The 24,818-nt window shown below is 35.1% G+C and carries 24 protein-coding genes and 1 pseudogene; 17 read left to right on the forward strand and 8 right to left on the reverse strand.

Translation table 11 applies throughout. The annotated features are described in order from the left end of the window. Nucleotides 1-115 precede the first annotated feature (115 nt). The 6 genes from C7J90_RS05220 (at nucleotide 116) to C7J90_RS05245 (ending at nucleotide 6,135) form a co-directional block, all read left to right on the forward strand. The gene (locus C7J90_RS05220) at nucleotides 116-1,072 is read left to right on the forward strand and encodes a hypothetical protein (protein WP_142379858.1); all 957 of its coding nucleotides are present in this window, start codon (nucleotides 116-118) and stop codon (nucleotides 1,070-1,072) included. Beyond that, nucleotides 1,069-2,331: a fumarylacetoacetase gene (fahA, locus tag C7J90_RS05225; RefSeq protein ID WP_103210113.1), complete on the forward strand. Its 1,263-nt coding sequence runs from the start codon at nucleotides 1,069-1,071 to the stop codon at nucleotides 2,329-2,331. The genes C7J90_RS05220 and fahA overlap by 4 nt, the downstream gene beginning before the upstream one ends. A gap of 18 nt (nucleotides 2,332-2,349) precedes the next feature. Beyond that, nucleotides 2,350-3,525, forward strand: a complete 1,176-nt coding sequence (locus C7J90_RS05230; protein ID WP_103210111.1) for a homogentisate 1,2-dioxygenase — start codon at nucleotides 2,350-2,352, stop codon at nucleotides 3,523-3,525. A gap of 93 nt (nucleotides 3,526-3,618) precedes the next feature. After that, on the forward strand, nucleotides 3,619-4,800 hold the full coding sequence (locus C7J90_RS05235; RefSeq protein ID WP_103210109.1) for an acetyl-CoA C-acetyltransferase: 1,182 nt from the start codon (nucleotides 3,619-3,621) through the stop codon (nucleotides 4,798-4,800). A 4-nt stretch (nucleotides 4,801-4,804) separates the two neighbouring features. Continuing rightward, nucleotides 4,805-5,506: a CoA transferase subunit A gene (locus C7J90_RS05240; RefSeq protein ID WP_103210107.1), complete on the forward strand. Its 702-nt coding sequence runs from the start codon at nucleotides 4,805-4,807 to the stop codon at nucleotides 5,504-5,506. Beyond that, nucleotides 5,503-6,135, forward strand: coding sequence for a 3-oxoacid CoA-transferase subunit B (locus C7J90_RS05245; protein WP_103210105.1), 633 nt, complete (start codon nucleotides 5,503-5,505; stop codon nucleotides 6,133-6,135). The genes C7J90_RS05240 and C7J90_RS05245 overlap by 4 nt, the downstream gene beginning before the upstream one ends. Before the next feature lie 599 nt (nucleotides 6,136-6,734). Here the strand turns inward: C7J90_RS05245 and C7J90_RS05250 are convergent. Together C7J90_RS05250 and C7J90_RS05255 are read right to left on the reverse strand one after the other, a co-directional pair. Next, complete coding sequence (locus C7J90_RS05250; protein WP_103210104.1) at nucleotides 6,735-8,102, reverse strand: sensor histidine kinase; 1,368 nt, start codon at nucleotides 8,100-8,102, stop codon at nucleotides 6,735-6,737. Continuing rightward, the gene (locus C7J90_RS05255) at nucleotides 8,095-8,772 is read right to left on the reverse strand and encodes a response regulator transcription factor (RefSeq protein WP_103210102.1); all 678 of its coding nucleotides are present in this window, start codon (nucleotides 8,770-8,772) and stop codon (nucleotides 8,095-8,097) included. Before C7J90_RS05255 ends, C7J90_RS05250 begins: the two co-directional genes overlap by 8 nt. Before the next feature lie 139 nt (nucleotides 8,773-8,911). On the opposite strand from C7J90_RS05255, the gene C7J90_RS05260 reads away from it, so the two are divergent. Together C7J90_RS05260 and C7J90_RS05265 are read left to right on the forward strand one after the other, a co-directional pair. Beyond that, on the forward strand, nucleotides 8,912-9,976 hold the full coding sequence (locus C7J90_RS05260; protein ID WP_103210100.1) for an ABC transporter permease: 1,065 nt from the start codon (nucleotides 8,912-8,914) through the stop codon (nucleotides 9,974-9,976). Continuing rightward, entirely contained in the window at nucleotides 9,973-10,644 is a 672-nt protein-coding gene (locus C7J90_RS05265; protein ID WP_103210098.1) for an ABC transporter ATP-binding protein, read from the forward strand. Before C7J90_RS05260 ends, C7J90_RS05265 begins: the two co-directional genes overlap by 4 nt. Nucleotides 10,645-10,815: 171 nt before the next feature. Here C7J90_RS05265 and C7J90_RS05270 read toward each other — a convergent pair whose 3' ends face one another. Then, a complete protein-coding gene (locus C7J90_RS05270) occupies nucleotides 10,816-11,640 on the reverse strand; it encodes a YdcF family protein (protein WP_169929218.1) in 825 nt (274 codons plus the stop codon). Between the two features lie 247 nt (nucleotides 11,641-11,887). Between C7J90_RS05270 and tcaR the strand changes: the two genes are divergently transcribed. The 4 genes from tcaR (at nucleotide 11,888) to tenA (ending at nucleotide 15,709) form a co-directional block, all read left to right on the forward strand. Beyond that, nucleotides 11,888-12,358, forward strand: coding sequence for a MarR family transcriptional regulator TcaR (gene tcaR / locus C7J90_RS05275; protein ID WP_103210096.1), 471 nt, complete (start codon nucleotides 11,888-11,890; stop codon nucleotides 12,356-12,358). 103 nt (nucleotides 12,359-12,461) lie between these two features. Beyond that, the gene (gene tcaA / locus C7J90_RS05280; protein WP_232618869.1) at nucleotides 12,462-13,856 is read left to right on the forward strand and encodes a membrane-associated protein TcaA; all 1,395 of its coding nucleotides are present in this window, start codon (nucleotides 12,462-12,464) and stop codon (nucleotides 13,854-13,856) included. 544 nt (nucleotides 13,857-14,400) lie between these two features. Further along, nucleotides 14,401-14,970, forward strand: coding sequence for a TetR/AcrR family transcriptional regulator (locus tag C7J90_RS05285; protein WP_103210094.1), 570 nt, complete (start codon nucleotides 14,401-14,403; stop codon nucleotides 14,968-14,970). 58 nt (nucleotides 14,971-15,028) lie between these two features. Beyond that, complete coding sequence (tenA, locus tag C7J90_RS05290; protein ID WP_103210092.1) at nucleotides 15,029-15,709, forward strand: thiaminase II; 681 nt, start codon at nucleotides 15,029-15,031, stop codon at nucleotides 15,707-15,709. A 156-nt stretch (nucleotides 15,710-15,865) separates the two neighbouring features. Here tenA and C7J90_RS05295 read toward each other — a convergent pair whose 3' ends face one another. Next, nucleotides 15,866-16,489 carry a hypothetical protein gene (locus tag C7J90_RS05295; RefSeq protein ID WP_103210090.1) on the reverse strand — a complete coding sequence of 208 codons (624 nt, stop codon included), beginning with the start codon at nucleotides 16,487-16,489 and terminating at the stop codon, nucleotides 15,866-15,868. Nucleotides 16,490-16,773: 284 nt separating this feature from the next. On the opposite strand from C7J90_RS05295, the gene C7J90_RS05300 reads away from it, so the two are divergent. Further along, nucleotides 16,774-17,103, forward strand: coding sequence for a thioredoxin family protein (locus C7J90_RS05300; protein WP_103210088.1), 330 nt, complete (start codon nucleotides 16,774-16,776; stop codon nucleotides 17,101-17,103). Between the two features lie 53 nt (nucleotides 17,104-17,156). Continuing rightward, entirely contained in the window at nucleotides 17,157-18,059 is a 903-nt protein-coding gene (locus C7J90_RS05305; protein WP_103210086.1) for an alpha/beta hydrolase fold domain-containing protein, read from the forward strand. A gap of 301 nt (nucleotides 18,060-18,360) precedes the next feature. Here the strand turns inward: C7J90_RS05305 and C7J90_RS12170 are convergent. After that, nucleotides 18,361-18,429, reverse strand: a pseudogene (locus C7J90_RS12170) (hypothetical protein); the annotation flags it as partial. On the opposite strand from C7J90_RS12170, the gene C7J90_RS05310 reads away from it, so the two are divergent. Then, nucleotides 18,407-19,390, forward strand: coding sequence for a PTS sugar transporter subunit IIC (locus C7J90_RS05310; protein WP_232618920.1), 984 nt, complete (start codon nucleotides 18,407-18,409; stop codon nucleotides 19,388-19,390). The pseudogene C7J90_RS12170 and the gene C7J90_RS05310 overlap by 23 nt on opposite strands. Before the next feature lie 102 nt (nucleotides 19,391-19,492). Here the strand turns inward: C7J90_RS05310 and C7J90_RS05315 are convergent, their stop codons facing one another. Further along, nucleotides 19,493-19,966 carry a thioesterase family protein gene (locus C7J90_RS05315; RefSeq protein ID WP_103210082.1) on the reverse strand — a complete coding sequence of 158 codons (474 nt, stop codon included), beginning with the start codon at nucleotides 19,964-19,966 and terminating at the stop codon, nucleotides 19,493-19,495. A 124-nt stretch (nucleotides 19,967-20,090) separates the two neighbouring features. Between C7J90_RS05315 and fni the strand changes: the two genes are divergently transcribed. Then, nucleotides 20,091-21,122 (forward strand): type 2 isopentenyl-diphosphate Delta-isomerase, encoded by a 1,032-nt coding sequence (gene fni, locus C7J90_RS05320; RefSeq protein ID WP_103210080.1) that lies wholly within the window; start codon nucleotides 20,091-20,093, stop codon nucleotides 21,120-21,122. A 194-nt stretch (nucleotides 21,123-21,316) separates the two neighbouring features. Then, nucleotides 21,317-22,522, forward strand: a complete 1,206-nt coding sequence (locus C7J90_RS05325; RefSeq protein ID WP_103210078.1) for a GTP-binding protein — start codon at nucleotides 21,317-21,319, stop codon at nucleotides 22,520-22,522. A 51-nt stretch (nucleotides 22,523-22,573) separates the two neighbouring features. Here the strand turns inward: C7J90_RS05325 and gltS are convergent, their stop codons facing one another. Both gltS and C7J90_RS05335 read right to left on the reverse strand, forming a co-directional pair. Next, nucleotides 22,574-23,782 carry a sodium/glutamate symporter gene (gene gltS, locus C7J90_RS05330; RefSeq protein WP_103210076.1) on the reverse strand — a complete coding sequence of 403 codons (1,209 nt, stop codon included), beginning with the start codon at nucleotides 23,780-23,782 and terminating at the stop codon, nucleotides 22,574-22,576. A gap of 107 nt (nucleotides 23,783-23,889) precedes the next feature. Beyond that, the gene (locus C7J90_RS05335) at nucleotides 23,890-24,726 is read right to left on the reverse strand and encodes an AraC family transcriptional regulator (RefSeq protein ID WP_103210074.1); all 837 of its coding nucleotides are present in this window, start codon (nucleotides 24,724-24,726) and stop codon (nucleotides 23,890-23,892) included. Between the last annotated feature and the right edge of the window lie 92 nt (nucleotides 24,727-24,818).

Here is a 24,818-nt window from a genome sequence, read left to right on the forward strand (position 1 = left end):
AAGCAAATAAGGAGCCAGTAACCATTACCAAACTAAAACATAAGTCAAATTTTGTTTTAGTCTCGTAATCAGGTTACTGGCTTTTTTGTATTCATTAACGAAGGAGATGAGAATGTTGGCACATGTTTTTAAAGTATTTGAAAACCAATTGATTGATTATGCGGGCTTATTTCCGCCTACTCAATTGCCACTTGAACAAGCTATTCATAACTACGCCGAATATATTCGTTCAGATGAATCTTGGAAATTGAGTACGTTTGTCATACCTGTTAGCCAATTAGAGCAGCTATTAGAGTATCAAAAGTTGTTCGATTCAAATTATAAACTGAAGCTTTCAGTGACTGGCAAGCCATCACAGGATAATTTTTCAAGCATCAAGGCTTTAAAGCAAACTCACCTTAAAACATATCAGTTTGCTGAAGACAATGCAGAATGGTTAGAAATTGTTGCGTTAGAATATCCATTTGCCAAGGAAGTACCTAGTAAGCTGTTTTTAGATGAATTATACAATGTTTCAACACAATTGGATGTTCAAGTGTTTTGTGAGATCCCTGTCATGAATGTAGTTGAATTTGAAGATTTTGTTGTTCGTACGATGGAGGCAGTAGTTGAATATAATCAAAGAATAGAACGACCATTTCATATTAAATTACGAACAGGGAATGAGAATCGAGAATTAGTACCTTCCTCGGAAAAAGTGGCTTATTTCATTCAACAAGCGATGCAACATGATTTGACAATAAAGTTTACAGCCGGTTTGCATCATCCAGTTCGTATGTATCGTGACGAAATTGAAGACAAAATGCATGGACACCTTAACGTATTTATTGCTAGTGCATTAGCTAAGCATTTTCAGCTTGATTTAGCAACGATTACGTCGATTATCGAAGAAGAGTCTGAAGAAGCGTTTGTATTTACAAAAGAGCATATAGGTTGGAAAGAATATGAAATGACAGCAGAAGATTTCGCTGATATGAGAGACAAATATCTGAACAGTTTTGGAAGTTGTAGCTTCAATACACCAACACAAGAATTAATTGAAGTATTGAAAAGAAAGGGGACCTTATCATGAAATCATTTATAGAAGTAGATCAAGAATCAGATTTTCCTATACAAAATCTACCTTACGGGGTATTTACGACTGAAACACAATCAACTAAGCATATTGGTGTAGCAATTGGCGAGTATGTACTTGATATCACGTTATTAGAGGCCAAAGGTTTTTTGACGGAAGCTTTAAATGGTGCTCAAAATATCTTTAATCAAGGGGTGCTTAATCCATTTTTAGCGTTAAAAAATGATGTTTGGCATCAAGTTCGAAAAACATTGCAATCATTACTATCAATAGATAACGATACGATTCAATCAGATAGTAGTTTGAAAGAAGAGGTGTTGATTCCGAGAAGTATCATCACCAATCACGTCCCTATTTCAATTGGAGATTATACTGATTTTTACGCATCTAAGAACCATGCCACTCATGTAGGGACAATGTTTCGTGGTAAGGATAATGCGTTAATGCCTAATTGGACCTCATTGCCAGTTGGCTACCATGGACGTGCGAGTTCAATAGTTATGAGTGGTACAGATGTAAGAAGACCATTAGGACAAACGAAGCCTAAGGAGGTTGAGCAGCCAATATTCGGTCCATCCAAACAGTTGGATTTTGAATATGAAATGGGATTTATTATGGGTTATGGCAATCAATTACAATCACCGATTAATGTTAATGAGGCAAAGAACCATGTTTTCGGTATGGTCATTGTCAATGATTGGAGTGCACGAGATATACAAGCTTGGGAATATCAACCGCTTGGTCCATTTTTGGCTAAAAATTTTGCAACCTCTATTTCGCCATGGGTAGTCACACTTGAAGCACTAGAAACATTTAAAACAGAAGGTCCTACACAGATTCCTGAGCCATTTGATTATTTAAAAGATACATCAACTAAAAGTAGTTATAATTTAACACTTGAAACTTATTTACAGCCTGATAATGAGAAGGAAGTTCAAATTGCGCAAACAAATTATAACTCTACTTACTGGAGTATTGCTCAAATGGTAGCACACCATACGATTACAGGTTGTAACTTAAAAACTGGAGACCTCCTTGCTACTGGGACAATTAGTGGTAAAAATCAAAATGAACGTGGTAGCTTGATGGAAATTACATGGCGTGGTGAAAATCCAATTAGAGTTAATAATGTTAAGCGAAGTTGGTTAGAAGATGGTGACACGTTAACTTTAAAAGCATACGCGCAAGGTGAAAATTATCGTATCGGATTTGGAGAAGTGGTAGGTAAAATTTTACCAGCCCATCAAAATATCTAAATAAAGGAGTGGATAAATATGACGTTTTATCAACACCGTGGTGTCTTACCGCACAAAAGACATACTGTATTTAAAAAATCAGACGGAAGTTTGTATAAAGAGCAGCTCATGGGAATGAAAGGTTTTGTAGGAGTCCAATCAATATTGTATCACCATAATGCGCCAACCGAATTTTTTAAATCAGAATATGTTGGGAAATTTAGTCCAGAATACGAAACACAAACTGAATTAAGACCACGTGCCTTTTTTACAGATATATCTAAAGTGGACGGTGGCGATGCCATTCAAAGTAGGGAATATATTTTAGGAAATGATGATTTAATTATAGGTATAGCAGAGCCGACTAAGCCTATGGACTACTTTTATCGAAATTCAGATGGTGACGAGTTATTATTTGTTCATTATGGCTCAGGTAAAATTGAAACAACTTTCGGTACAATTTTTTATAAAGATTGGGAATACATCAAAATCCCTATTGGCACCATTTATCGTATCGTACCAGATCAAGGGGTTAAAACAAAGTTTTTGGTAATCGAAACGACGAGTTGGATTACAACGCCGAAACGTTATCGAAATGAGCTAGGTCAATACCTTGAACATAGTCCATTTTGTGAACGCGACTTTTTTGGGCCTGATGAATTAGAGACGCATGATGAAAGAGGAGAGTTTGAAGTATTAACACGTAAGCACGGACAAATGCATAAACATTACTTTAAACATCATCCATTAGATGTTGTAGGTTGGGATGGTAATATATATCCTTGGCGTTTTTATATTCTAGATCATGAGCCGATAACAGGCCGTATTCACCAACCCCCACCGGTACACCAAACGTTTGAAGGTCATAACTTTGTAGTATGTTCATTTGTACCGAGGTTGTTTGACTATCATCCTGACTCAATTCCAGCACCATATTATCATAGTAATATTGAAAGTGATGAAGTGTTATATTATGTGGATGGTGAATTTATGAGTCGAAAAGGCGTTCGTGAAGGCTCGATTACATTACATCCGGGAGGGATTCCACATGGTCCTCATCCAGGTAAAATTGAAGAAAGTATTGGGGCTGAAAAAACTGAAGAACTTGCAGTCATGATTGATACATTCAAACCATTGCATGTGATTGAAAGCTCAAGATATATGGAAGACGAAGATTACCAATATAGTTGGGTCGAAATTGAGAGCATGGATTGATATACAAAAATAAAAGTTAGAAAATTTTGGAAATAAGCAGAAATGATATTCATTTCTGCTCTTTTTACAACTTAATTAAAGGAGGAATTCAGTGTGCGTGTAATATTAGCAGAAGCATTTCGCACACCTATAGGATCTTTAGGTGGTGCTTTTAAAGATGTGCGAGCAACAGACTTAGGCGCAACGCTTATCCAACATATCATTCAAAGACATCCATCTCTTGTAGAGAAAATAGATGAAGTTATTATTGGCAATGTATTACAAGCAGGACAAGGGCAGAATCCAGCGCGTATTGCTGCTGTTAAGGGAGGGCTTCCCTATAATGTTCCTGCTTTTACAGTGAATAAGGTGTGTGGGTCTGGCTTGAAGGCGATTCAATTGGCATATCAATCTATTATTACTGGAGACCAAGAAGTCGTTTTAGCAGGAGGCATGGAGAATATGTCTCAATCCCCACTATTGATGACTACGGGGCGCTTTGGTTTTAAAATGGGTAATCAGACGCTGATAGATAGTATGATAAGTGACGGCTTAACAGATGCTTTTCATCATTATCATATGGGTATAACAGCCGAGAATGTAGCAGCGCACTATAATGTCTCCCGTATAGAACAAGACAAATTTGCACTGGAATCACAGAAAAAGGCGAGTTTGTCTAATCAAACTGGTGCATTCAAGGAGGAAATTGTTCCAGTTGAGGTTTCCAGAGCTAAAGAGAAGTCGGAATACATTAATCAGGATGGAGGGGTTCGTAAAGGAATAACGTTAGAAAAGTTACAAAAACTAAACCCTGTATTTCAACGCGATGGTTCTGTAACTGCAGGTAATGCGTCAAGTATTAATGATGGTGCAGCAATGATGTTAGTGATGACTGAAGAGAAAGCAAATTCACTTGGGATAAAGCCTTTAGCTGTAATTGAATGTATTACAACAGCGGGAGTAGATCCAAAAGTGATGGGAATTGGTCCAATCCCTGCGATTCAAAAAGCATTGTCACATGCAGAATTAAACATTAGTGATATTGATGTGTTTGAGCTAAATGAAGCATTTGCAGCCCAATCTTTAGCGGTTAGTCAAGAATTACGTATTCCCTCAGAACGTTTAAATCCTAAGGGAGGTGCGATTGCTTTAGGACATCCGATAGGTGCTTCTGGAGCAAGAATACTAGTCACATTGTTACATCAATTGTCTAATGAAATGCGTCAAGGATTAGCAGCATTGTGTATCGGTGGTGGACAAGGTATCGCAACTATAGTTACACATTATAAGGGGTGAAAATATGGGTAAAGTGATTGAAGATTTAGAACAAGCATTTGATAAATTGGAAGATGGCATGACCATTTTAGCAGGGGGATTCGGGTTGTGTGGCATTCCAGAACATTGCATACAGATGATAAAAGATAAAGGAACAAAGCATTTGAAAGTTGTGAGTAATAATTGTGGTGTGGATGATTTTGGCTTAGGGATTTTATTAAAAAATAAACAAATTGATCAGATGGTCAGTTCATATGTAGGTGAAAACAAAATATTCGAGGAACAATTTTTATCGGGTGAACTTGATGTACAGTTGACACCACAAGGAACTCTTGCAGAAAAGTTGCGTGCAGGAGGGGCAGGTATTCCCGCTTTTTATACAGCAACGGGCGTAGGAACAGAAGTTGCTTCAGGGAAAGAAGTGCGCGTGTTTAATGGGAAAGCGTATTTATTAGAAGAAGCCATTCAAGGAGACTTTGCGATTGTTAAAGCAGATATTGCGGATCGTTCAGGGAATCTTATTTTTAATAAAACGGCAAGAAATTTTAATCCTTTATGTGCTATGGCAGCAAAGACTACGGTCGTGGAAGTGGAGACTATCGTGGAAGTAGGAGAAATCAATCCAGATCACGTGCATTTACCTGGTATTTATATTGATTATATATATAAAGGCTCCCATTTTAAAAAACGAATCGAAAAGCAAACAGTAAAGGAGGATCATGCATGAGCAATAAGGTATTAGTAAAGCGTGCGGCATTGGAGATTAAAAGCGGGATGTATGTGAATTTGGGCATTGGTTTACCAACATTAGTAGCCGATGCTCTCCCGGACTCAATCGAGAACGTTTACTTTCAATCTGAAAATGGATTGCTAGGAATCGGACCTTATCCAAGAGAGCATGAAGTCGATTCAGATTTAATTAACGCAGGCAAAGAGACAATAACAGTTGTCCCTGGTGCGAGTTACTTTGATAGTGCGATGTCATTTAATATGATACGAGGAGGGCATATTGATTTAGCTATATTAGGGGGAATGGAAGTTTCTGAAAAGGGAGACTTAGCCAATTATATGATACCGGGAAAGCGTGTTAAAGGAATGGGAGGAGCAATGGACTTAGTTGTTGGGGCGAAAAAAGTAGTTGTAATCATGTACCATACTAATAAAGCTGGAGAGCCTAAAATAAAAACACAATGCAACCTACCTTTAACGGGGGCAGGAGTTGTTTCACGATTGATTACAGACTTAGCAGTGTTTGATTTTGTTGATGGAGAGATGCATCTTATCGAATTACAAGAAGGTGCTACGTTAGATGAAGTTAAAGCTAAAACAGAAGCCCATTTTGTAAATAAATTATAAAACTGCATCTTAGCTTTCTTTTTATGATAAAACTTTGTATGATAGGACTTCGCTTTCTGAGGAACACAGCCTCAGCCTGTAGTCTTCGAGTAGTCCTATTCCCTCAAGAGTCACGTCATCAATACGTCGTTTGTGCATGTCATAACGCACTGTTATACTTTAAAAACAAAATACTTTCGTATCATTTAATTAAAGGAAAAACTTCGAGATTTTTCATGAATTCGTACGAAAATCTCGAAGTTTTTCGATTACTGAGATATTTAGATTCTATAGTAAATCGGACTGGTGTATAAATAATTTCATTTATTTGATTGTTCCATAAAGCCTCGCTTTTCTAGGCACCTCAGAAGTCTCGGCTTAGGAATCAATCAAATTTGCTATATTTATTCACACCCCTAAGTTATAAAGTATGTTTTACCAACTCAATTTTACTGATTTATGTTGTATTAAAAGAGGCATTAATGTTCAAGACTTTATGATCACACAACGAAAAAGGCGTTAAGCAATCCATTATTGCATAACGCCTTAATTTAATGCGACCAATCCAATTTGACTGAGAGCCGATATTTATGTTCCAGCCTCATCGAGAAAGCTATCTACTAAGTTTTAGGTAATACGATTGTAAATGTTGTTCCTTCATCAAGTGTGCTAGCTACTCTAATTGTACCGTGATGTCGTTCTATGATTGAACGAGAAATCGCAAGGCCTAGTCCATTACTATCTGAATAGGAACTTTGTTTATAGAAACGATCAAATATATGTTGCATCGTTTCTGGTGTCATTCCTGGACCATCATCTTCTATTGAGATGATGATATCATTGTTTTCATCATACAATTGAATATCAATCATGCCATACTTTTCGGTATATTTTATCGCATTTCGAATAATGTTCTCGATGGCTTGGGTTAATAAACGTTCATTCCCAATGTATGTCATAGGTTTGAGTTCGTAAACTACAACATGCTCTTTTTGATCTAACATGTAGGCTTCATTCTTTAAAATATCTTGGATGAGATAATCGAGGCGAACGGTATCTTCAAATTTTAAGTGTGTATCATTATCAAGTTCAGATAATAATAAGAGTTGCCTTGTTAATTGACTAAGGCGATGTGTTTCATCATAAATACGTTGAATATAGTCTGATTGTCGCGATGGTATACGCTCTTGTTGAAGTTGTGTGAGTAGATGATGAATATGTGTTAAAGGTGTCTTCATCTCATGCGAAACATTTTGAACGAAGTGTTGGCGCATATTATCAAGTTGTTTGAGCTTTATGCGCATAGTATCAAAGTGCTGTTGAAGTGCACCAATTTCATCACGTCTTGTAACAGTAATAGGAGTCTCAAAATCACTATCCATCATGCGACTAGTTGCGAGTTTGAGTTGTTGCACTGGCTTCACTAAAGTATAAGTTGACCAAATCACAAGTGCAATGGAAATCATAATGAGTAAAGTGATTAAAACAACCAAAAAGATCCGAAACTCACCGAACGCATGACCAATATCAGGGCGCATAAATACAGCATAACTGCCATTATCTGTAATAAATTGAGTACCAACTGTATTACGTGTTTCATTATCGAAAAAACCTGTAATGAAGAGATTGAAAGGACGACTTCGAATACCGTGATAGTCTTTACCTGCTAAAACTTGGTCAATAGCTGACTTGCTTAAGTTATTTTTTCGAAACGCATGACCGTAATGGGATTCATGATAGGACTCATCAAACACAATAACTTGAAAATTCAATCCACCTAATAAGCGCATGTATTCCTCAAAATCGTTTTGTTGTTCTGCATCTTTGTATGATTTGGCATGCTGTAATGTTTGCATTACTTTAGCATCATTTTGTGCTTTGAGTTCAAAATGATAATAGACATTCGTAATTAAAAAACTGATGATAGCACTTAAAATCATTACGGTAATGGTATAAATAGCGAATCTTGAATAGAGTGTTTTAAACATCATCAGTCACCTTGTATCCTACACCACGTATCGTGTCGATATGAATGGTAGCGCCTAATTTTTTTAAACGTGTACGTAACCTCTTAATATGAACGTCAACAGTCCGTTCATCACCTTCATAATCAAATCCCCAAATTTTTTCAATCAGACTCTCTCGTTCGAACGCTTGTTTAGGATAGGATAACAAAAGACTCAAAAGTTCAAACTCCTTATTCGGTAAAATCATCCCTTTATTGCCTACAATGACTTCTAATTTAGATTGATCAATGATGACATTCCCTAATTGTAAATGTGTTGAAGTCTGAATTTGATAGCGCCTTAGAACAGCTTTAATACGAAAGATTAACTCAGCCACTTCAAAAGGCTTAGTAACATAATCATCTGTTCCAGCTAAAAAAGCACGTTCTTTGTCACTTAATGCATCACGTGCAGTCAACATAATTACCGGATATTCATAATCGTACTTCAAAGTCTGACATAATTCGAAACCATCCATCCCGTTCATCATAATATCAACTATTGCAATATCAATATCATAGTGTTCTAGATAGGCTAATGCATCCTCTCCACTTTGTTGTGTAATGGCTTGATAGCCTTCTTTTGAAATACGAGACGATACATAGTCGAGGATATCCGGATCATCATCAACGATAAGACATCTTACAGACATGATTGTACACCTCTTTTTCTCTAATGATTAGATTTATCTTAACATAGTCTATTTTAGCACAGTGCAATTTTGTTCATATTCAGTTCATATAGCTACCTTATGATAAAGATACAATTATAGAACAAGGGAGTTATGAGTGATGAAAATTGCGTTAAATGAATTGAAATTTTATAAATTTAAATATTTATTAATTACATTTATCGTTGTGTTACTTGCAAGCATGGTATTGTTCATTACTGGACTAGCTCAAGGATTGGCACGTGAGAATATTTCGCTACTTGATGCGTTCAAATCTGAACAATTTGTGATTCAAAAAGGTGTAGACCAGCAATTAGAAAAATCAAACATCGGTGAACAACAAGCAAAAAACATAGAACAATTGATTGATAAAACCCCTCTTAAATTGAGCATGGCAACAGCAGAATACCATCATCAAAATGGAGATTTAATATTTGCGACTATTCCTAAAGGAGAACGTCCATCATTGCAAGAAGGACATTTGCCGTCAAATAATCAGGAAGTCACATTGAATAGTAAATTAAAAGGAGAAGGTCTTAAAATAGGGGATCAGATTACGATTAAAGATCAAGATAAAACTCTAAAAATAGTAGGCTTTTTTGATGATGCGATGTATTCACATACAAACATCGCTATGGTCAATAATCAAGGTCTAAATGACATCACAAAAGATCATGCGGCAACGTCACTTTACTTTTTAAATAATGTAAGCAAGCAAACAATTCAAGATATTAAGGCAATTGATGATGTTGAAGTTGTCACAAAAGAAGATCTGACAAATGCAATACCTAGTTATCAAGCAGAACAAGCGCCATTAACAATGATGATTGTGAGCTTGTTTGTCATTACAGCTATTGTGTTAACCGCATTTTTCTATGTGATGACGATTCAAAAAACTTCAGAAATTGGTATTTTAAAAGCGATTGGAATTAAAACAAGCCATTTATTGGGCGCATTAATGTTTCAAATTCTTTTTGTCACAATGATAGGTGTATTGCTGTCATTAGGTCTTATTGTAGGACTTTCTATGATGCTACCAGTTACAATGCCATTTCATATCACGAGTCAAATCATGTTGTTTGTCGTTGTGATTTTCATTGTAGTAGCAATCATAGGCGCACTATTGTCATTAGTTCGTGTATTCAAAATTGATCCGATAGAAGCGATTGGGGGCAAAAATGTATGAGTTTAGTCATTCGAAATCTATACAAATCTTTTGGTAAAGGTGACGCTAAAACGGATGTATTAAAAGATATTAACTTTGAAATCAAACCGGGTGAGTTTATTATTTTAAATGGCGCATCAGGATCAGGTAAATCAACGCTACTCACGATTATTGGGGGATTACTAACACCTACTGAAGGTCAAGTGATATTAGGGGATCATGATTTAAGTCGGTTACAAAATAAAGCATTAACGGATAAGCGACTCAAAGATATTGGATTTATTTTTCAAGCCTCTTATTTGTTACCTTATCTAAAAGTGAAAGATCAACTGATTTTAGTAGGCCGAGAAGCTGGAATGTCAAAAAAAGAAGCAGAACAACGTGCATTGGATTTATTGAATCGGATTGGGCTCAGTCATCGTATTAATGCATATCCACATATGCTATCTGGAGGAGAAAAACAACGTGTCGCTATTATGAGAGCGTGGATGAACAAGCCTCAATTATTATTGGCAGATGAACCAACAGCGAGTCTAGATGCCAAACGTGCAACAGAAGTCGTTGAAATGATAAAAAAACAAGTAAGAGATGAAAAAACGATTGGGATAATGGTGACGCATGATGAGCGTTTATTTGATTATGCAGATCAAATATTCTATTTAAATGAAGGACAATTAACGACTGAATAATGTCAAATACTATAGAAATGGGGAGTATCTCAGTAATTGAAAAACTTCGAGGTTTTCGTAAGAATTTACGAAAAATCTCGAAGTTTTTCCTTATTAAAAATCATCTTAGCGCTATTTATTTTGGGCGCTATATCCCAACTTTTTTGGTATGAGAAATATATTGTACAATTACTATAGTTGTAAAATAATTATGATAATGCTAAAAATCAACCAAGTCATAGGATATTGAAATAATAAACCACAGTAGTCATGAATTAAAGACTTTGCTCGAAACTGAATAGGAGAAGGTGCGCCATATCCAGATGTTTGGATGCGGTGACGTTGTGCAAGTCTTAAAGCACGGAGCAGATGAAACTCGCTTGTAATGATAACAACAGGATTTGGGTATAACTTGATATATCGTTTAGAATACTGCATATTGGTATACGTATTTGTAGACTGATCCTCCATCGAAATGTGAGAAGGTGGAATACCTTGACTGATGAGATAACGTTTCATAGCCAACGCTTCAGAAATAGGTTCATCAGGTCCTTGTCCGCCACTCACTACAAAGTAGCTGGATGTTTGACAAGACCTTGCAAATTGTAGGGCACGATCTAGTCGTTGCTTAAGCATAGGTGTAACATCCTCTGTATAAATGCCTGCACCTAAAATAAGAAGCGTTGCATTGTCATACGGTGGTGGCGTCACTAGGAATAGGGCGGTCATATAAAGATAGTGAATCCAAGACAAAATAAAAACGAGGCCTAATGACAAAAGTAAAGTAAAAGGAATCGAAAGTATAGTTGGCATTAATGATGCGATTATCATACTTCCTATTACGAGTGCAACAACTGATAAGCCATAATATAGTAACGATACTAGAAAAGGCAAGTGTTGAGATAACCTAAGTTGTCTAAAAAATTGAATCACCAATACGATAAAAATCAAAATCATAGGTACTATCGTTGTTAAGAGCCAGTCAAATGAAAATACTAAGCATATGACAATCACCATATTGATACTCATTAAAATGTAAAAAGTATTTATATGAAGAAAAAATCTAGAAAAAAGTTTTAATGATAATATTAAAATGATATAAATTAATGTTAAAATTATCCACATGAGCTAATGACAGCCATCCTTTACAATAGTTATACTTAGCATACTATAAACGTTAAATTTTTGCGTCAAAAATGGTATTTTTCTTCTGTTTTAGGAGTTGATATTATAAAATGAATATTCCAAAGGTAGGTGATAATTGATGACTCAATCTAATTCCCAAATGATGAACGAACATATCGCATTTATGGGTGAGTTCATGACCAACATCAATGCATTAACAACAGGGTTATTGAGAGATTTGCGAGAACAATATAATATCTCAAATGAACAATCAAGTGTTTTACTAATGCTCTCGCGTGACAATGCTTTAACATTAACAGAAATCACAATGCGTCAAGGTGTTAATAAAGCTGCTGTCAGTCGCCGCGTCAAAAAATTAGTAGAACTAAATTTAGTGAAATGGGTCAATATGACTTACGAACATGATAAACGTTTGAAATATATTGCATTAACTGAAAGTGGACGTCATTATGTCCATGCATCACGTCATTTAATTGCAAGTTTAGCAACAAAAATGCTTTCGGATATTCCGATTGATCAACTCTCAGAAACACGCCATGTTCTTGAAAAAATTGATCAACGTGTGGCCTCTCAATTGAAGCAGCTATAACGATACATATCCAACTTACGAATGATGAGACTTAGTTCAATTTAAACTAGAATGAAACTTGAACACATCTAAATATCAAATGACAGTAGAAGGGGGTGTAATCGTGACAGAATGCCCACGGTGTCATCAAATAAGCAATCACAATGCATATTGTCAAAATTGTCAATTGCAGATTTCTTATTCTATCAATTCATCAAACTCTAACAGTTCAGATATGAATGAAAAAAGGAAAGCTAGCGCACATCACTCAAAACAATGGCCAATTAAAAAAATGATACCTATAGGGATTATAGGTTTTATCATTATCTTACTCATTATTCTTTTTTTATTACTGAAAAATTATAATTCACCTGAAGCTCAAGCCCAAATACTTATCAATGCGATAGATAAAAATGATACGTCAAGACTATCTAATATTTTAAGTTCGAAAGATAATAAAGTTGGTCCTAACGAAGCAGACACATACATTCAATTTATCAAGTCGGAAATTGGGATGGCATCGTTTGAACGAAAGGTTAATAAAACGGTTGCTAATTTAGAACAAGAGACTGCGATTGCAGCATATGTTAAAACAGCCAACAATCAAAATGTATTGAGAATTAGTAAAAATGGCCGTCGATATTTGATTTTTAATAACTTAGGTTTTCAAGCGCCTACCAAACAGGCAGAAGTTAAACCTAATGTAAGATCAAAATATGAATTTAATTCAGACGGCTATCAGAAAAAAATAATTGCGGATCAAAATCAAGCAGTTTCACTGGGCAACTTTATCCCGGGAAAATATAGTATTGAAGTTGTTAAAACAACGGATAGGGGCACGTATCATGGGCACCTCAAATTCAACACATCAGAAAGTAAAAGTAATGTCGTAAAGGTGACGGAAGATTTTGAACAGGCAACGATTCAAGCCAACCTCAAAAATACAGAAGGTTTAGAAGATAAATCTATAAAAGTCGTCATTAATGATGAAAAATTAGACTACGGCAAAAATAAAAACTATGGTCCTTTTCCGTTAAGTCGTGATTTAAACGTTTATGCAGTGGGTCAAACTAATGGAAAAACATTCAAAACAAATACGCAAGTGATTAAGAAAGACGACATACAATCCAAAAATAACGTCAAATTGACATTTGATGATAAAGCTATTGAACGTTTCAACAAATCACAAGAAAAAGATGTTGTTAATCAATTAAGTGACTTTATTAAAGACTATATAGGAGCCCTTGGGAATGCCTCAAAGCATAAAGACTATAGTCAAGTGGCTAATTATTTAAATGGTCAAAATCATAAATTTATTACGTTGAAACAAGATATTGAAAGAGAAAAGGACCTAGATTTTAAAAATCCAGAGGTTATTAATGTTCAAGAAAGCGATGGACTATACTATGTCACTGTTGAAAAAGAAGCAAATCAACATCGGATTGTAAGAAGACAATATACGGTTAGAGGTGAAGCGGATAAAGATCAGTTCAAGATTGTGGATTACGATGGTGAATAACAAAATATGGAAGAGGCTGGGACATCAATCCCACAATAATAGCGTAGAGATGATTGAATCTCTACGCTTTTCTTTGTTTTACTCGACGCTCATCCTATTCCCTCAGGCGTCTCGCCAACACTACTACGTGATATACATGTCATTTTACATTAAAATACTTTTAAAAAGACACTTTCGTATCATTGAATGAATCATCTCATTATAAGAAAACTTCGAGATATTTATATCCCAGCCTGTTTTTCGATTACTGAAATATATTAGCCTTCTACTTTTATGTAACCAAGCATAGTGTAGATTGTTTCATAATGAAAAATGGTAGTGAGTCATTGTAGGATAATAGATGAAGTTATCATTCGACAATAGAGATGCAATATGATTTATAACAATTAAAAATAGTATAGATGTTATTTGTGCCAAATCATTAACAACAAATTTTAAATATATATTGTAAATGAATTTAGAAATAGATTATAATAAAGCGAGTTTAATAGTATGCATCAACTTAGTCTGATCACCATTTTTAGGAAAGGTGAATTTTAATTGTATGAGCAAAGCAGATTTACGGATTCAGAAAACACTTTCGAAATTGACACATGCATTTATAGAGTTACTTGAAACAGATTTACTAACTAAAATTACAATTAATCAAATTTGTACACGAGCTAAAGTTCATCGTACAACATTTTATAAACATTTCAAAGATAAGTACGATTTGCTACAGTATACTTGTAATGTATTGACTCGCCCCTTTTTTGATATAGAGTTTGATACACGTATAGAAACCCCTTTTACGAGTATTGAGCAAACTTTCACACCACAAATGATTAGAGTGCTGAAAGTTCAAAAAGAGGATCCCTTATTTTATGATGTTGCCATGACATTATTTTCACAATCATTTTCAGACGAAATACATAGTAAAAGAGATGAACTCATTTTTAAAGAAGTTTTCCCTATTGAACTGTTTAGTTATATTTATGCTTCGACGATTATATCGATGAATCAATGGCGTATTCATCAAAATTTAGAATTTAATGCTAAAGATTTAGATGATATCTATCAATCATTCATGAATGCTAAGATTTTGAAACAAAAAGAAACAGATATTACACCTTGATGCCTTGCATGTTCTTAAGAATAATGGCATGTTAATAGTATCAAAGGAGGAAGGTGTTATGGCTCAATTTACAGATCGATTATTTAAAAGGGTACAACCGATTTGGGATAGCTATTTGGATCACCCTTTTGTAAAAGGAATCGGAAATGGTGACTTGGATCAAGAAAAATTTAAACATTGGCTTAAGCAAGATTATATTTATCTTATTGAATATGCGCGTTTATTTTCAATTGGTGCAGCTAAATCAACTGATCTTAATATGATGACAATGTTTGGAAACCTTGTTCACGGTACCTTGCATACGGAAATGAATCTGCATCGTAACTATGCAGCTCAGTTTGGGATTACGCATGATGAACTTGAAAAGACCCAACCTTCAAGTACTACAACAGCTTATACAAGTTATATGCTTAATTTAGCGCAACGTGGCGGTATCGAGCATGTAATTGCTGCAGTACTCACTTGTACATGGAGTTATCATTATATTGGTGAAGCACTAAATCAAATTGAAGGTGCACGAGACCATTCTTTTTATGGGGAGTGGATTCAAATGTATAGTTCGGAAGAGTTCGCAACATTTAAAGAAGATGTGATGGAAATCATGAATCGTGTTGCAGAAGGTAAATCTGAATCGCAATTAAATGAACTTGAAGAGATTGTTGTCTACACAAGTTATTATGAATATATGTTTTGGGATATGGCAGAAAACCTTGAGACATGGTCTATACCAGTACAATAATAAGCCAGATTCTTAATGGAACTAAACAACTCGACAAACTGAGCACTCAATTTGTCGAGTTGTTCGTTTTTTAAGAGTGTGAATTGAATTTCCATGAGATTAGGACACGATTTGTCGGTGTTTCAAAAGAACAAGTTGACGCGTTAAAATATTGTTTTATTTTACTTTAGGTCTTCGGTTACGAAAGAACAAGGTGATGAAATAAAGACCTGTTGCAATCGCCATAAAAATAATCGAATTATGGATAGCGCTTGACTCAACAAGAATTGCCGTTGGATCAACTTGGCCTAAAAGTTGAGAGAGCTCTGTTGACATACGAGAAGCGACTTGTCTAATGATGTATAAAAAGCCGATTGGTATTATTAATAATAACCCAGCAATTAAAACATTTATCATCTTTATAATAGTACGATTAAATACAAGTGTTAAAATAGCAAAAACAATGTTAATAAAACATAAAATAAAAAAAGCATTGAGTACTAATAAAAGCTGATTTAGCCGTTCTTCAAAACTGGATAAATCGATAAAGTTTTGATGGCTTAGTTGTTCAGTAAAAACTTTGAACTGATTATATGTAACATTTTGATCCAAAAAGACCATCTTAAAAAGTGTTTCAGTATACATACTATATGCAGCAATAGCAGTAAGTACGAGTGCAATAAATGTTAAAATAAAACTAATCCAAGAACGCTTCTTTTTGCCGTAGCGTTTACTGCGATGAACAGTATCGTGATCAAATTGCTGTTCAAATTGAGGGCGTTGTTGCTGAGAAGAATCCATACATATCTCCTTTCATAAGGTTATCCGGATTATATTGTTTGTTGTGCGTGTTGAATTCTGAAATAATAAAAATAAATCATAAACGAAATGTGACACAGCGACAGTTTGTGTGATATTGATTTTTTTGAGTTAACTGTATACACATCGTTCGATAGCCCAGTGATAATGGGGCATTCATTCAAATGATAGAATGAAAAAGAGTTGATATGGTGATTATATTATATGTTTAATCATTTTCATAGACATTTTACATATAAAATATAAGTGAGAGGAGCATTTTAACCATGGTAAAACAATTAGCAACTGTTTCAGAAATGAAGACTTTCATAGAAACACATCAGTTAGCGGTCATCCAAATATCGCGTCAAAATTGTAGTGTTTGTCATGCAGTTTTTCCAAAAATAGAAGAGATGCTCAAACAGTATTCAGGTGTCGCTTTTGGTATTGTAGATGCAGATGAAGTTCCGGATGTGGCAGGGGCGCTATCTATATTTACAGTACCTGTTGATATTATCTTTTTTAATGGCAAAGAAATGCATCGTGAGGGGCGCTTTATTGATTTTGATCGATTTGAAAAGCAATTATCTAAAATTTATGAAAGCATTCAAGACTAAAACATATTATAATAAGGATATTAAAGAAACCATAGGCAAAGTGAGGGATAACTTTGAAACGAAATGTCATGAGTCATCTAATGGGACGTTATTTATCGCATCAACGTCACATTAAATTTAACTCTCAAAATGAAATTGATGACTTTTTAGAAAGGCGTCGACAATTAAATAAAGAAAAACATAAGCAACCAGAACAAATTAATGTGAAATCCAATTTAGTTAAGGATAGTTTTGATGATATGCAAGTCTTTCGATTTAATTTTGGTCATCATATTAAAAATAAAATCCTATATATTTACGGAGGCACATTTGTACTACAACCGTCATCATTCCATTGGCGATTTATGGACAAACTGGCCTATGAAACGTTACATGAGGTAGTTTTACCGATTTATCCCAAGGCACCTGATTACACTTATCGAGATACGCATGATGCGATTGAACGTGTTTATAGACGTTTATTAAAAGAAACTGAAGCGTCTAACATTATTATTATGGGGGATGCTTCTGGTGGGAATATGGCGCTTAGTTTTACACAATCTCTTATTAAAAATGGTGAGCTTCCTCTACCTGGTAAAGTATATCTAATTTCACCGTGGCTTGATTTATCGTTGTCAAACCCTGATATTACAGAGCAAGTCCAAAAAAGTGACCCTGTTCATAACGTCTTTAGTTTGCAGTCAATTGCGAGAATATGGGCGGATGATTTAGAAAGTAAAGACCCCAAAGTATCACCTATGTATGGTAGTTTAAGAGGATTGCCGCCAGTTTATATGTTTGGTGGCACACATGATATCTTTTATCCAGATATGTATAAATTAGTCGAATATTTTAATGCTGAACAGCAACCGATTCATTTTTATGAATATAAAGATATGGTGACCTCTTTTCCGTTGTATCCAATAGTAGAATCTCGTAAAGTACTCAAACAAATACGCAAAACAATAGAATCTTAAGTCTTAAAACGATAGGGCTCATTTTCAAGTATGTGAAAAGTTCATGTTTGAAAATGAGTTTTTTGTATTGAAAGTGAAGTGTTTGTCTATCATAGTTGTAAGTTGATTATTCAACACGATAATTAATGTGAAAAATAGAGTGAATAAAATATTTCAAAAAAGTTCCGTGCAAGATAGTTTGTTTTTTAGTAAAATATGACATATGTTTAATTTAAATTTTATGTGAGTTATTTCAAAAGAGATGAAGAGATTGATCTGGCAGGGTGTGTAAAGGCTTTTGAATAACAAGAGGGGGATTTTATATGGATTTATTAATCGGTACTGCATTTTTGCTGTTAGTACTTGTAATTTTCACACTTTTTACATACAAAGCACCTAATGGTATGCGTGCCATGGGAGCTTTAGCAAATGCAGCAATTGCAACGTTTTTAGTTGAAGCATTTAACAAATATGTTGGCGGTCAAGTTTTAGGAATTTCCTTTTTAGAAGATTTGGGAGATGCAGCAGGTGGGCTTGGTGGTGTTGCGGCTGCAGGTTTGACTGCACTAGCGATTGGTGTTTCACCTGTATATGCACTAGTTATCGCTGCTGCATGTGGCGGTATGGACTTGTTACCTGGTTTTTTTGCGGGATATATCATTGGTTATTTGATGAAGTATACTGAAAAATATGTGCCAGATGGTGTTGATTTGATTGGTGCAGTTATTATTGTAGCCCCGTTAGCACGTTTGATTGCACTAGGGCTGACACCTATTGTTAATAATACACTTGTTAAAATCGGGGATATCATTCAAAGTTCAACAGATGCTAATCCTGTAGTAATGGGTATTGTTTTGGGTGGTATTATTACAGTTGTAGGTACTGCACCTCTAAGTTCAATGGCACTCACAGCTTTACTCGGATTGACAGGGGTGCCAATGGCTATTGGTGCTATGGCTGCATTTAGCTCAGCTTTTATGAATGGAACATTGTTTCATAGATTAAAGTTAGGTAACCGAAAAGATACCATTTCTGTCAGTATTGAACCTTTATCACAAGCGGATATTGTATCTGCCAATCCTATACCAGTTTATATTACGAATTTTCTAGGCGGTGCGTCTGCTGGTTTAGTTATCGCACTATCAGGTTTAATAAATGATGCAACTGGAACAGCAACACCGATTGCAGGTTTTCTTGTCATGTTTGGATTTAACGACTGGCATATCGTTATCTTATATGGCGTTATTATGGGTATTATCGGTTTGATATGGGGATTTTTAGGTTCAATGATATTCAAGAATTATCCAGTGGTGACAAAGCAAGATATGAAAGCGCGTGGCGTAACAGATTAAATGCTAATCTTATTTGATAGATGTAACCCCCAAAAAGGTCATTTTGACATTTTTGGGGGTTTATCTTTTCTAAATTAAGTGATTAGTGCAGTAAGAACAGGATTAACTCGGAATATGTATTCGATGTCCTAACTGTTTTGGCCAATTGCGTTCAGGTTGGGATTCAAAGTAATTTTGAATCTGTGTATAAATATCCTCTGGGAATGGTGCAGGTTTACGTTCTTTACGGTTCATTCCCATCATCATGGTTTCAGCAGTCGCAGCACATTCTGATGTACGTTCATTGATGAGTTCTAAGAAAAAATGCGTACGTTTTTCGTCATAATCATAGATTGAAACGTGCACCTTAAAAGGCGTTCCTTTTTTGAGTTCTTTTAAATAACTAATTTGTGTTTCCAGTGTAAAGACGGTGTACTGACGTTCTTCACGTGCTTCATTTGTTAAGCCAATTTCGTCATGAAAATGATCGATTGCTAAACTAAATACACGAGCGTATTCAGCATCATTCATATGACCATTACGATCAATCCATTCATCGTGCACTTGATCGGTGTCGTAAAATGGAAATTGCAACATATAACTCCCCCTAATCTCATATAGCTCAATTATAGCGAATTAGAAAAAAACGTGAAATAAATAAAACATATTCAAAATATGGTATAGTCAAATTAATCATGATATAAAAGGGAATGTGAATAATATGGGGCAAAGAAGAGAACAAAGAAAGAATGAACATGTATCACTTGCACTGAATCAAGACAATCATCAACAATCTGATTTTGATCGTATTCAATTTGTGCATCATGCAATACCCTCTATTGACGTAGCTGATGTAACTTTGACATCTCAATTTCCAAATTTAAATGTACCACATTTATTGTATATTAACGCGATGACTGGCGGATCGCAATGGACAGGTGAAATCAATGAAAAACTTGCATATGTTGCGAAAAACACAGGTTGTGCCATGGCGGTAGGAAGTATGCATGCAGGTATAAAAAATCCCAATGTAAGAGATTCTTATAAAGTAGTACGACGTATTCACTCAGATGGGCAAATCTGGGCCAATGTGAGTGCGGATGTAAGTATTGAACACACCAAGAAAGCCATTGAGATGATTGAAGCGAATGCACTTCAAATTCATGTGAATGCACCACAAGAACTCATCATGCCAGAAGGAAGTCGTTCTTTTAAACATTGGTTATCTCACATAGAAGCCTTAGTCAAAGCGATTGAAATTCCTGTTATTGTGAAAGAAGTCGGGTTTGGAATGAGTTATGAAACGATTGAGATGTTGATGCATTGCGGTGTGAAATATGTGGATGTGAGCGGCAAAGGAGGGACTAATTTTGCGACAATAGAGAATGAGCGACGCACGATGCAGAATATGGATTATTTACGAGACTGGGGGCAGTCAACAGCAGTTTCTTTACTAGAAGCACGGAACTTTAGCAGTAAAGTACATCTCTTAGCAAGTGGAGGGATACGTCACCCACTTGATGCAATCAAAGCACTGCGTTTAGGGGCGGAAGCTGTAGGAATGTCACGTAATATTTTACTTAAAGTTCAAAATGAAGACATCAATGCAGCGATTGAGTATGTTGAGCAATTTAAACGGCAAATGCAAAAGGTGATGACGTTACTTAATGTGAAAAATATAAATGAATTAAGGCAAGTACCTATTGTATTGGATCCATATTTAAGGGGATGGATGGAACAAAGACAACTTTAAAAATAAAAAGAGAATATGAATGATGACTAATGAGCTTCATGTTACATAGGCATTCTGATAATCTCAGAAATTTTCTTACAATATAAGTAGCTAAAAAATAGTCAGCAATTTGATTTTAAACATTGCGTTTATTTATGTATATGTTATATACTTTAAATCGTAATTATTTCGATTTGCAGTATAGGAGGATATTTATGCATAAAATTCCAGTAACAGTATTAAGCGGTTATCTAGGATCAGGTAAAACGACTCTACTGAATCATATACTCAACAATAGAGAAAATAGACGTATTGCCGTTATTGTTAATGATATGAGTGAAGTGAATATTGATAAAGATTTAGTCGCTGATGGTGGTGGGCTATCACGAACTGATGAAAAATTAGTCGAATTATCGAATGGTTGTATTTGTTGTACTTTGCGTGAAGACTTATTACGGGAAGTCGAACGTATTGTAGAACGTGGAGGAATTGATCAAATTGTGATCGAGTCTACAGGGATTTCCGAACCTGTTCCGGTTGCGCAAACATTTTCATATGTTGATGAAGAATTGGGCATTGATTTAACGAAAATATGTCAACTCGATACAATGGTAACGGTAGTTGATGCCAATCGTTTCATTAAAGATTACCAATCAGGTGATTTACTTGTTGATCGAGATCAAGGTGTTAGTGAAGAAGATGAGCGTACAATTGCTGACTTACTTATCGATCAAATTGAATTCTGTGATGTATTAATTTTAAATAAAATTGACCTTGTATCAGAGGAGGATGCCAATCAGTTAGAAGCAATGCTTAGAAAATTACAACCTTCAGCTAAGATTATAAGAACGGTGAACTCTGAGGTGGATTTAGAAGATGTATTAGAAACAGGATTATTTGATTTTGAAAATGCAAGTCAGTCTGCCGGTTGGTTACAAGAACTTGAAGCAGGCGGGCATGCGACACATACACCAGAGACAGAAGAGTATGGTATTTCGTCATTTGTATATCGTAGACGCTTACCATTCCATGCGGTTCGATTTAATGAATGGCTTGAAAATATGACAGATAATATTGTCCGCGCCAAAGGTATTGCTTGGCTTGCACAGTACAATGAAGTGGCCTGTCTTGTCTCACAGGCAGGAACAGCAGTAGATATCCATCCAGTAACATTCTGGGTAGCGACAATGCCTAAAGCTGAACGTGCTGCTATATTACAAGAGAGGGAAGATGTTAGAGCAGATTGGGATCCTGAGTATGGGGATCGTCACATACAACTTGTGATTATCGGTGTCGATTTAGATGAAGACGCAATCACAAAAGAACTGGATGCTTGTCTCATCAATAGTGATGAAATTGACTTAGACTGGTCAAAATTAGAGAATCCATATCCATGGCAAATTACAAGACAACAACCGTAATAAATAAACCCGGAAAGACCGTTCATGATGACGTCTTTCCGGGTTTTTAAGTTATTTTAAAAAGTTGATAAAAAGTGTAATAATCGGAACGCCTAGTAGGTCAACTAAAAATGCGCCGACAATTGGTACAACTAGATAAGCTCGTGGTGAATTACCAAACTTTTTAGTAATCGTGTCTAAGTTGGCCATAGCATTCGGTGTTGCACCTAAACCGTGACCGATAAAACCACCAATCATTACTGCTGCATCGTAATCTTTACCGAGTAATCGGAACACAACAAAAATCGAGAATAAAGCTACGAAGATAATTTGACAAAGTACGATAACAACAAGTGGTAAAGCTAAGTTGTAAATTTCGGTTAATTGTATACTCATCAATGCAATAGATAAGAAAATACTTAAAGAAATATCACCTATTTGATTTGTCAATTTTAGGTCAATTAAGTTTAAGTTTCCAAATTCAGAAATGTTACGGATAATGACTGCAATAAACATGGATGCTACATATAGTGGAATGTTGATGCCAGACCATTCACTAAATACATTTCCTAAATATGTACCGAGTGCCATACAGAATAAAATAACTGATATTTGAATAAAGAAGACTTCATTTAAAGTAAAGTTCTTTTTTAAACGACGATTTATATCAATTTCAGAATAGTCTTTTTGCGCGACATTAGCATCTACTGGTTTTAAGTCATACTTTTTAATCAAGTAACGCACAACAGGACCACCGATAAGTCCACCAGCAACCAAACCAAGTGTTGCAGCAGCTAATGCGGCAGTGACAGCAGATTCAATACCAAGTTCTTGTATTGTTTGTCCATAAGCAGCAGCATTCCCGTGGCCACCCTCCATAGACATTGCCCCAGCTGTTAATCCGAGTAATGGATCAATGTGTAAAACTTTAGCTAACGAAACACCTATAACGTTTTGGAATGTGGCAAGAATACCACATAAAATCCAATATACAATAAGGACTTTTCCGCCTAATTTTAATAGTTTAAATGATGCGCCAAGACCTATCGTTGTAAAGAAAGCAAGCATAAAAAACTCTTGAAAGAATTTGCCATCAAGTTCGATTTTTAAAACGCCAGTTGCTGATAATAAAGCAGAGAGAATCGCAAATATTAATCCTCCAATTACAGGAGAAGGTATACTTAAACGATTAAAAATACTTACTTTATTCACGATAGCTTGACCAATAATTAATAATAAACATGCAATAAATAAAGTCGTTATACTATTTAAAGTGATCAACTTATTATCCCCCCTTGATGTTGATGTGAGAAAGGGCTTTCAATCCCATACTATATAATTATAATTGTTCTGGCTAGAAAAAGCTATACATTATTAAATAATATAATTTAATTTAGAGATGATTTAAATTTTTTTCGATAATCTGTTGCAGTTATCCCAAAATGTTTCTTAAATGATTTCGCAAATCGTAGAGGGTCTTTGTAGCCTACAAGATAAGCAATCTCTTGATTTTGCTTATCTGTTTCTTTAATGAGGCGAGCAGCATGATACATTCTAAGCTGAATTAAATACTGCTGTGGAGATTGATCGACATTTTTCATAAATATTTTATATAAGTAACTTCGACTAACGTTTACATGTCGAGAGATATCTTGGACTTTAATGGACTTCATATAATTTTGATGCATATATTGAATGGCTTCACGCACGGTTTTATACATTTCGTTATGAGTTACTTTAAAAGCTCTTGGAAAATAGTGATGAAGTAAAGAAAGCAAGCGATACAGTTCACTTAAAAGTGAAATATCATCAGAAACACTAATGTTATAAGATACAGCGCGTTGACACATCTGATAAATTAAGTGTGAGATTTCAGTTGTATCTTCATTTTGGATGACACACGTATCAACAAGTTGTGTGCGGTTTAAAAAGTCCATTGCAAGCTTTCCACTAAAACCGACCCAATAATAAGTCCATGGATCATGAGAAGATGCGTAATAAAGGACATGCATTCCACGTTGAAGTAAAAAAATATCTCCTTTATATAATTGATAGATTTTATCGTTGTACACGAGTGTACCTGTACCAGATGTCACTATATGAAGCACTGCAGGCTTAGTGACGATATATTCATATTTAGATTGTAAAGTTCCAATTTCGATACCACATTCATCGATATTAGCATCAAGATGGTCTCTTTTAAATATCTTCCATAGTAACTGCAAAATGTTCTCTCCTTTTTCTCATAATCCGGAAACATTTTACCATGTTTTGTATCGATGTTAATATATGTATCTAAAAATTATTGTGTTAAATT

It is taken from the genome of Staphylococcus felis (assembly GCF_003012915.1).
In the GTDB taxonomy this organism is placed as follows: Bacteria; Bacillota; Bacilli; order Staphylococcales; family Staphylococcaceae; genus Staphylococcus; species Staphylococcus felis.

What these genes read in the sequence shown, in the direction of transcription:
- fahA (WP_103210113.1), top strand. Translation starts at nt 1,069, where the DNA reads ATGAAATCATTTATAGAAGTAGATCAAGAATCAGATTTTCCTATACAA.
- C7J90_RS05230 (WP_103210111.1), top strand. Translation starts at nt 2,350, where the DNA reads ATGACGTTTTATCAACACCGTGGTGTCTTACCGCACAAAAGACATACT.
- C7J90_RS05240 (WP_103210107.1), top strand. Translation starts at nt 4,805, where the DNA reads ATGGGTAAAGTGATTGAAGATTTAGAACAAGCATTTGATAAATTGGAA.
- C7J90_RS05245 (WP_103210105.1), top strand. Translation starts at nt 5,503, where the DNA reads ATGAGCAATAAGGTATTAGTAAAGCGTGCGGCATTGGAGATTAAAAGC.
- C7J90_RS05250 (WP_103210104.1), bottom strand. Translation starts at nt 8,102, where the DNA reads ATGTTTAAAACACTCTATTCAAGATTCGCTATTTATACCATTACCGTA.
- C7J90_RS05255 (WP_103210102.1), bottom strand. Translation starts at nt 8,772, where the DNA reads ATGTCTGTAAGATGTCTTATCGTTGATGATGATCCGGATATCCTCGAC.
- C7J90_RS05260 (WP_103210100.1), top strand. Translation starts at nt 8,912, where the DNA reads ATGAAAATTGCGTTAAATGAATTGAAATTTTATAAATTTAAATATTTA.
- C7J90_RS05265 (WP_103210098.1), top strand. Translation starts at nt 9,973, where the DNA reads ATGAGTTTAGTCATTCGAAATCTATACAAATCTTTTGGTAAAGGTGAC.
- C7J90_RS05270 (WP_169929218.1), bottom strand. Translation starts at nt 11,640, where the DNA reads ATGGTGATTGTCATATGCTTAGTATTTTCATTTGACTGGCTCTTAACA.
- tcaR (WP_103210096.1), top strand. Translation starts at nt 11,888, where the DNA reads ATGACTCAATCTAATTCCCAAATGATGAACGAACATATCGCATTTATG.
- C7J90_RS05285 (WP_103210094.1), top strand. Translation starts at nt 14,401, where the DNA reads ATGAGCAAAGCAGATTTACGGATTCAGAAAACACTTTCGAAATTGACA.
- tenA (WP_103210092.1), top strand. Translation starts at nt 15,029, where the DNA reads ATGGCTCAATTTACAGATCGATTATTTAAAAGGGTACAACCGATTTGG.
- C7J90_RS05295 (WP_103210090.1), bottom strand. Translation starts at nt 16,489, where the DNA reads ATGGATTCTTCTCAGCAACAACGCCCTCAATTTGAACAGCAATTTGAT.
- C7J90_RS05300 (WP_103210088.1), top strand. Translation starts at nt 16,774, where the DNA reads ATGGTAAAACAATTAGCAACTGTTTCAGAAATGAAGACTTTCATAGAA.
- C7J90_RS05315 (WP_103210082.1), bottom strand. Translation starts at nt 19,966, where the DNA reads ATGTTGCAATTTCCATTTTACGACACCGATCAAGTGCACGATGAATGG.
- fni (WP_103210080.1), top strand. Translation starts at nt 20,091, where the DNA reads ATGGGGCAAAGAAGAGAACAAAGAAAGAATGAACATGTATCACTTGCA.
- C7J90_RS05325 (WP_103210078.1), top strand. Translation starts at nt 21,317, where the DNA reads ATGCATAAAATTCCAGTAACAGTATTAAGCGGTTATCTAGGATCAGGT.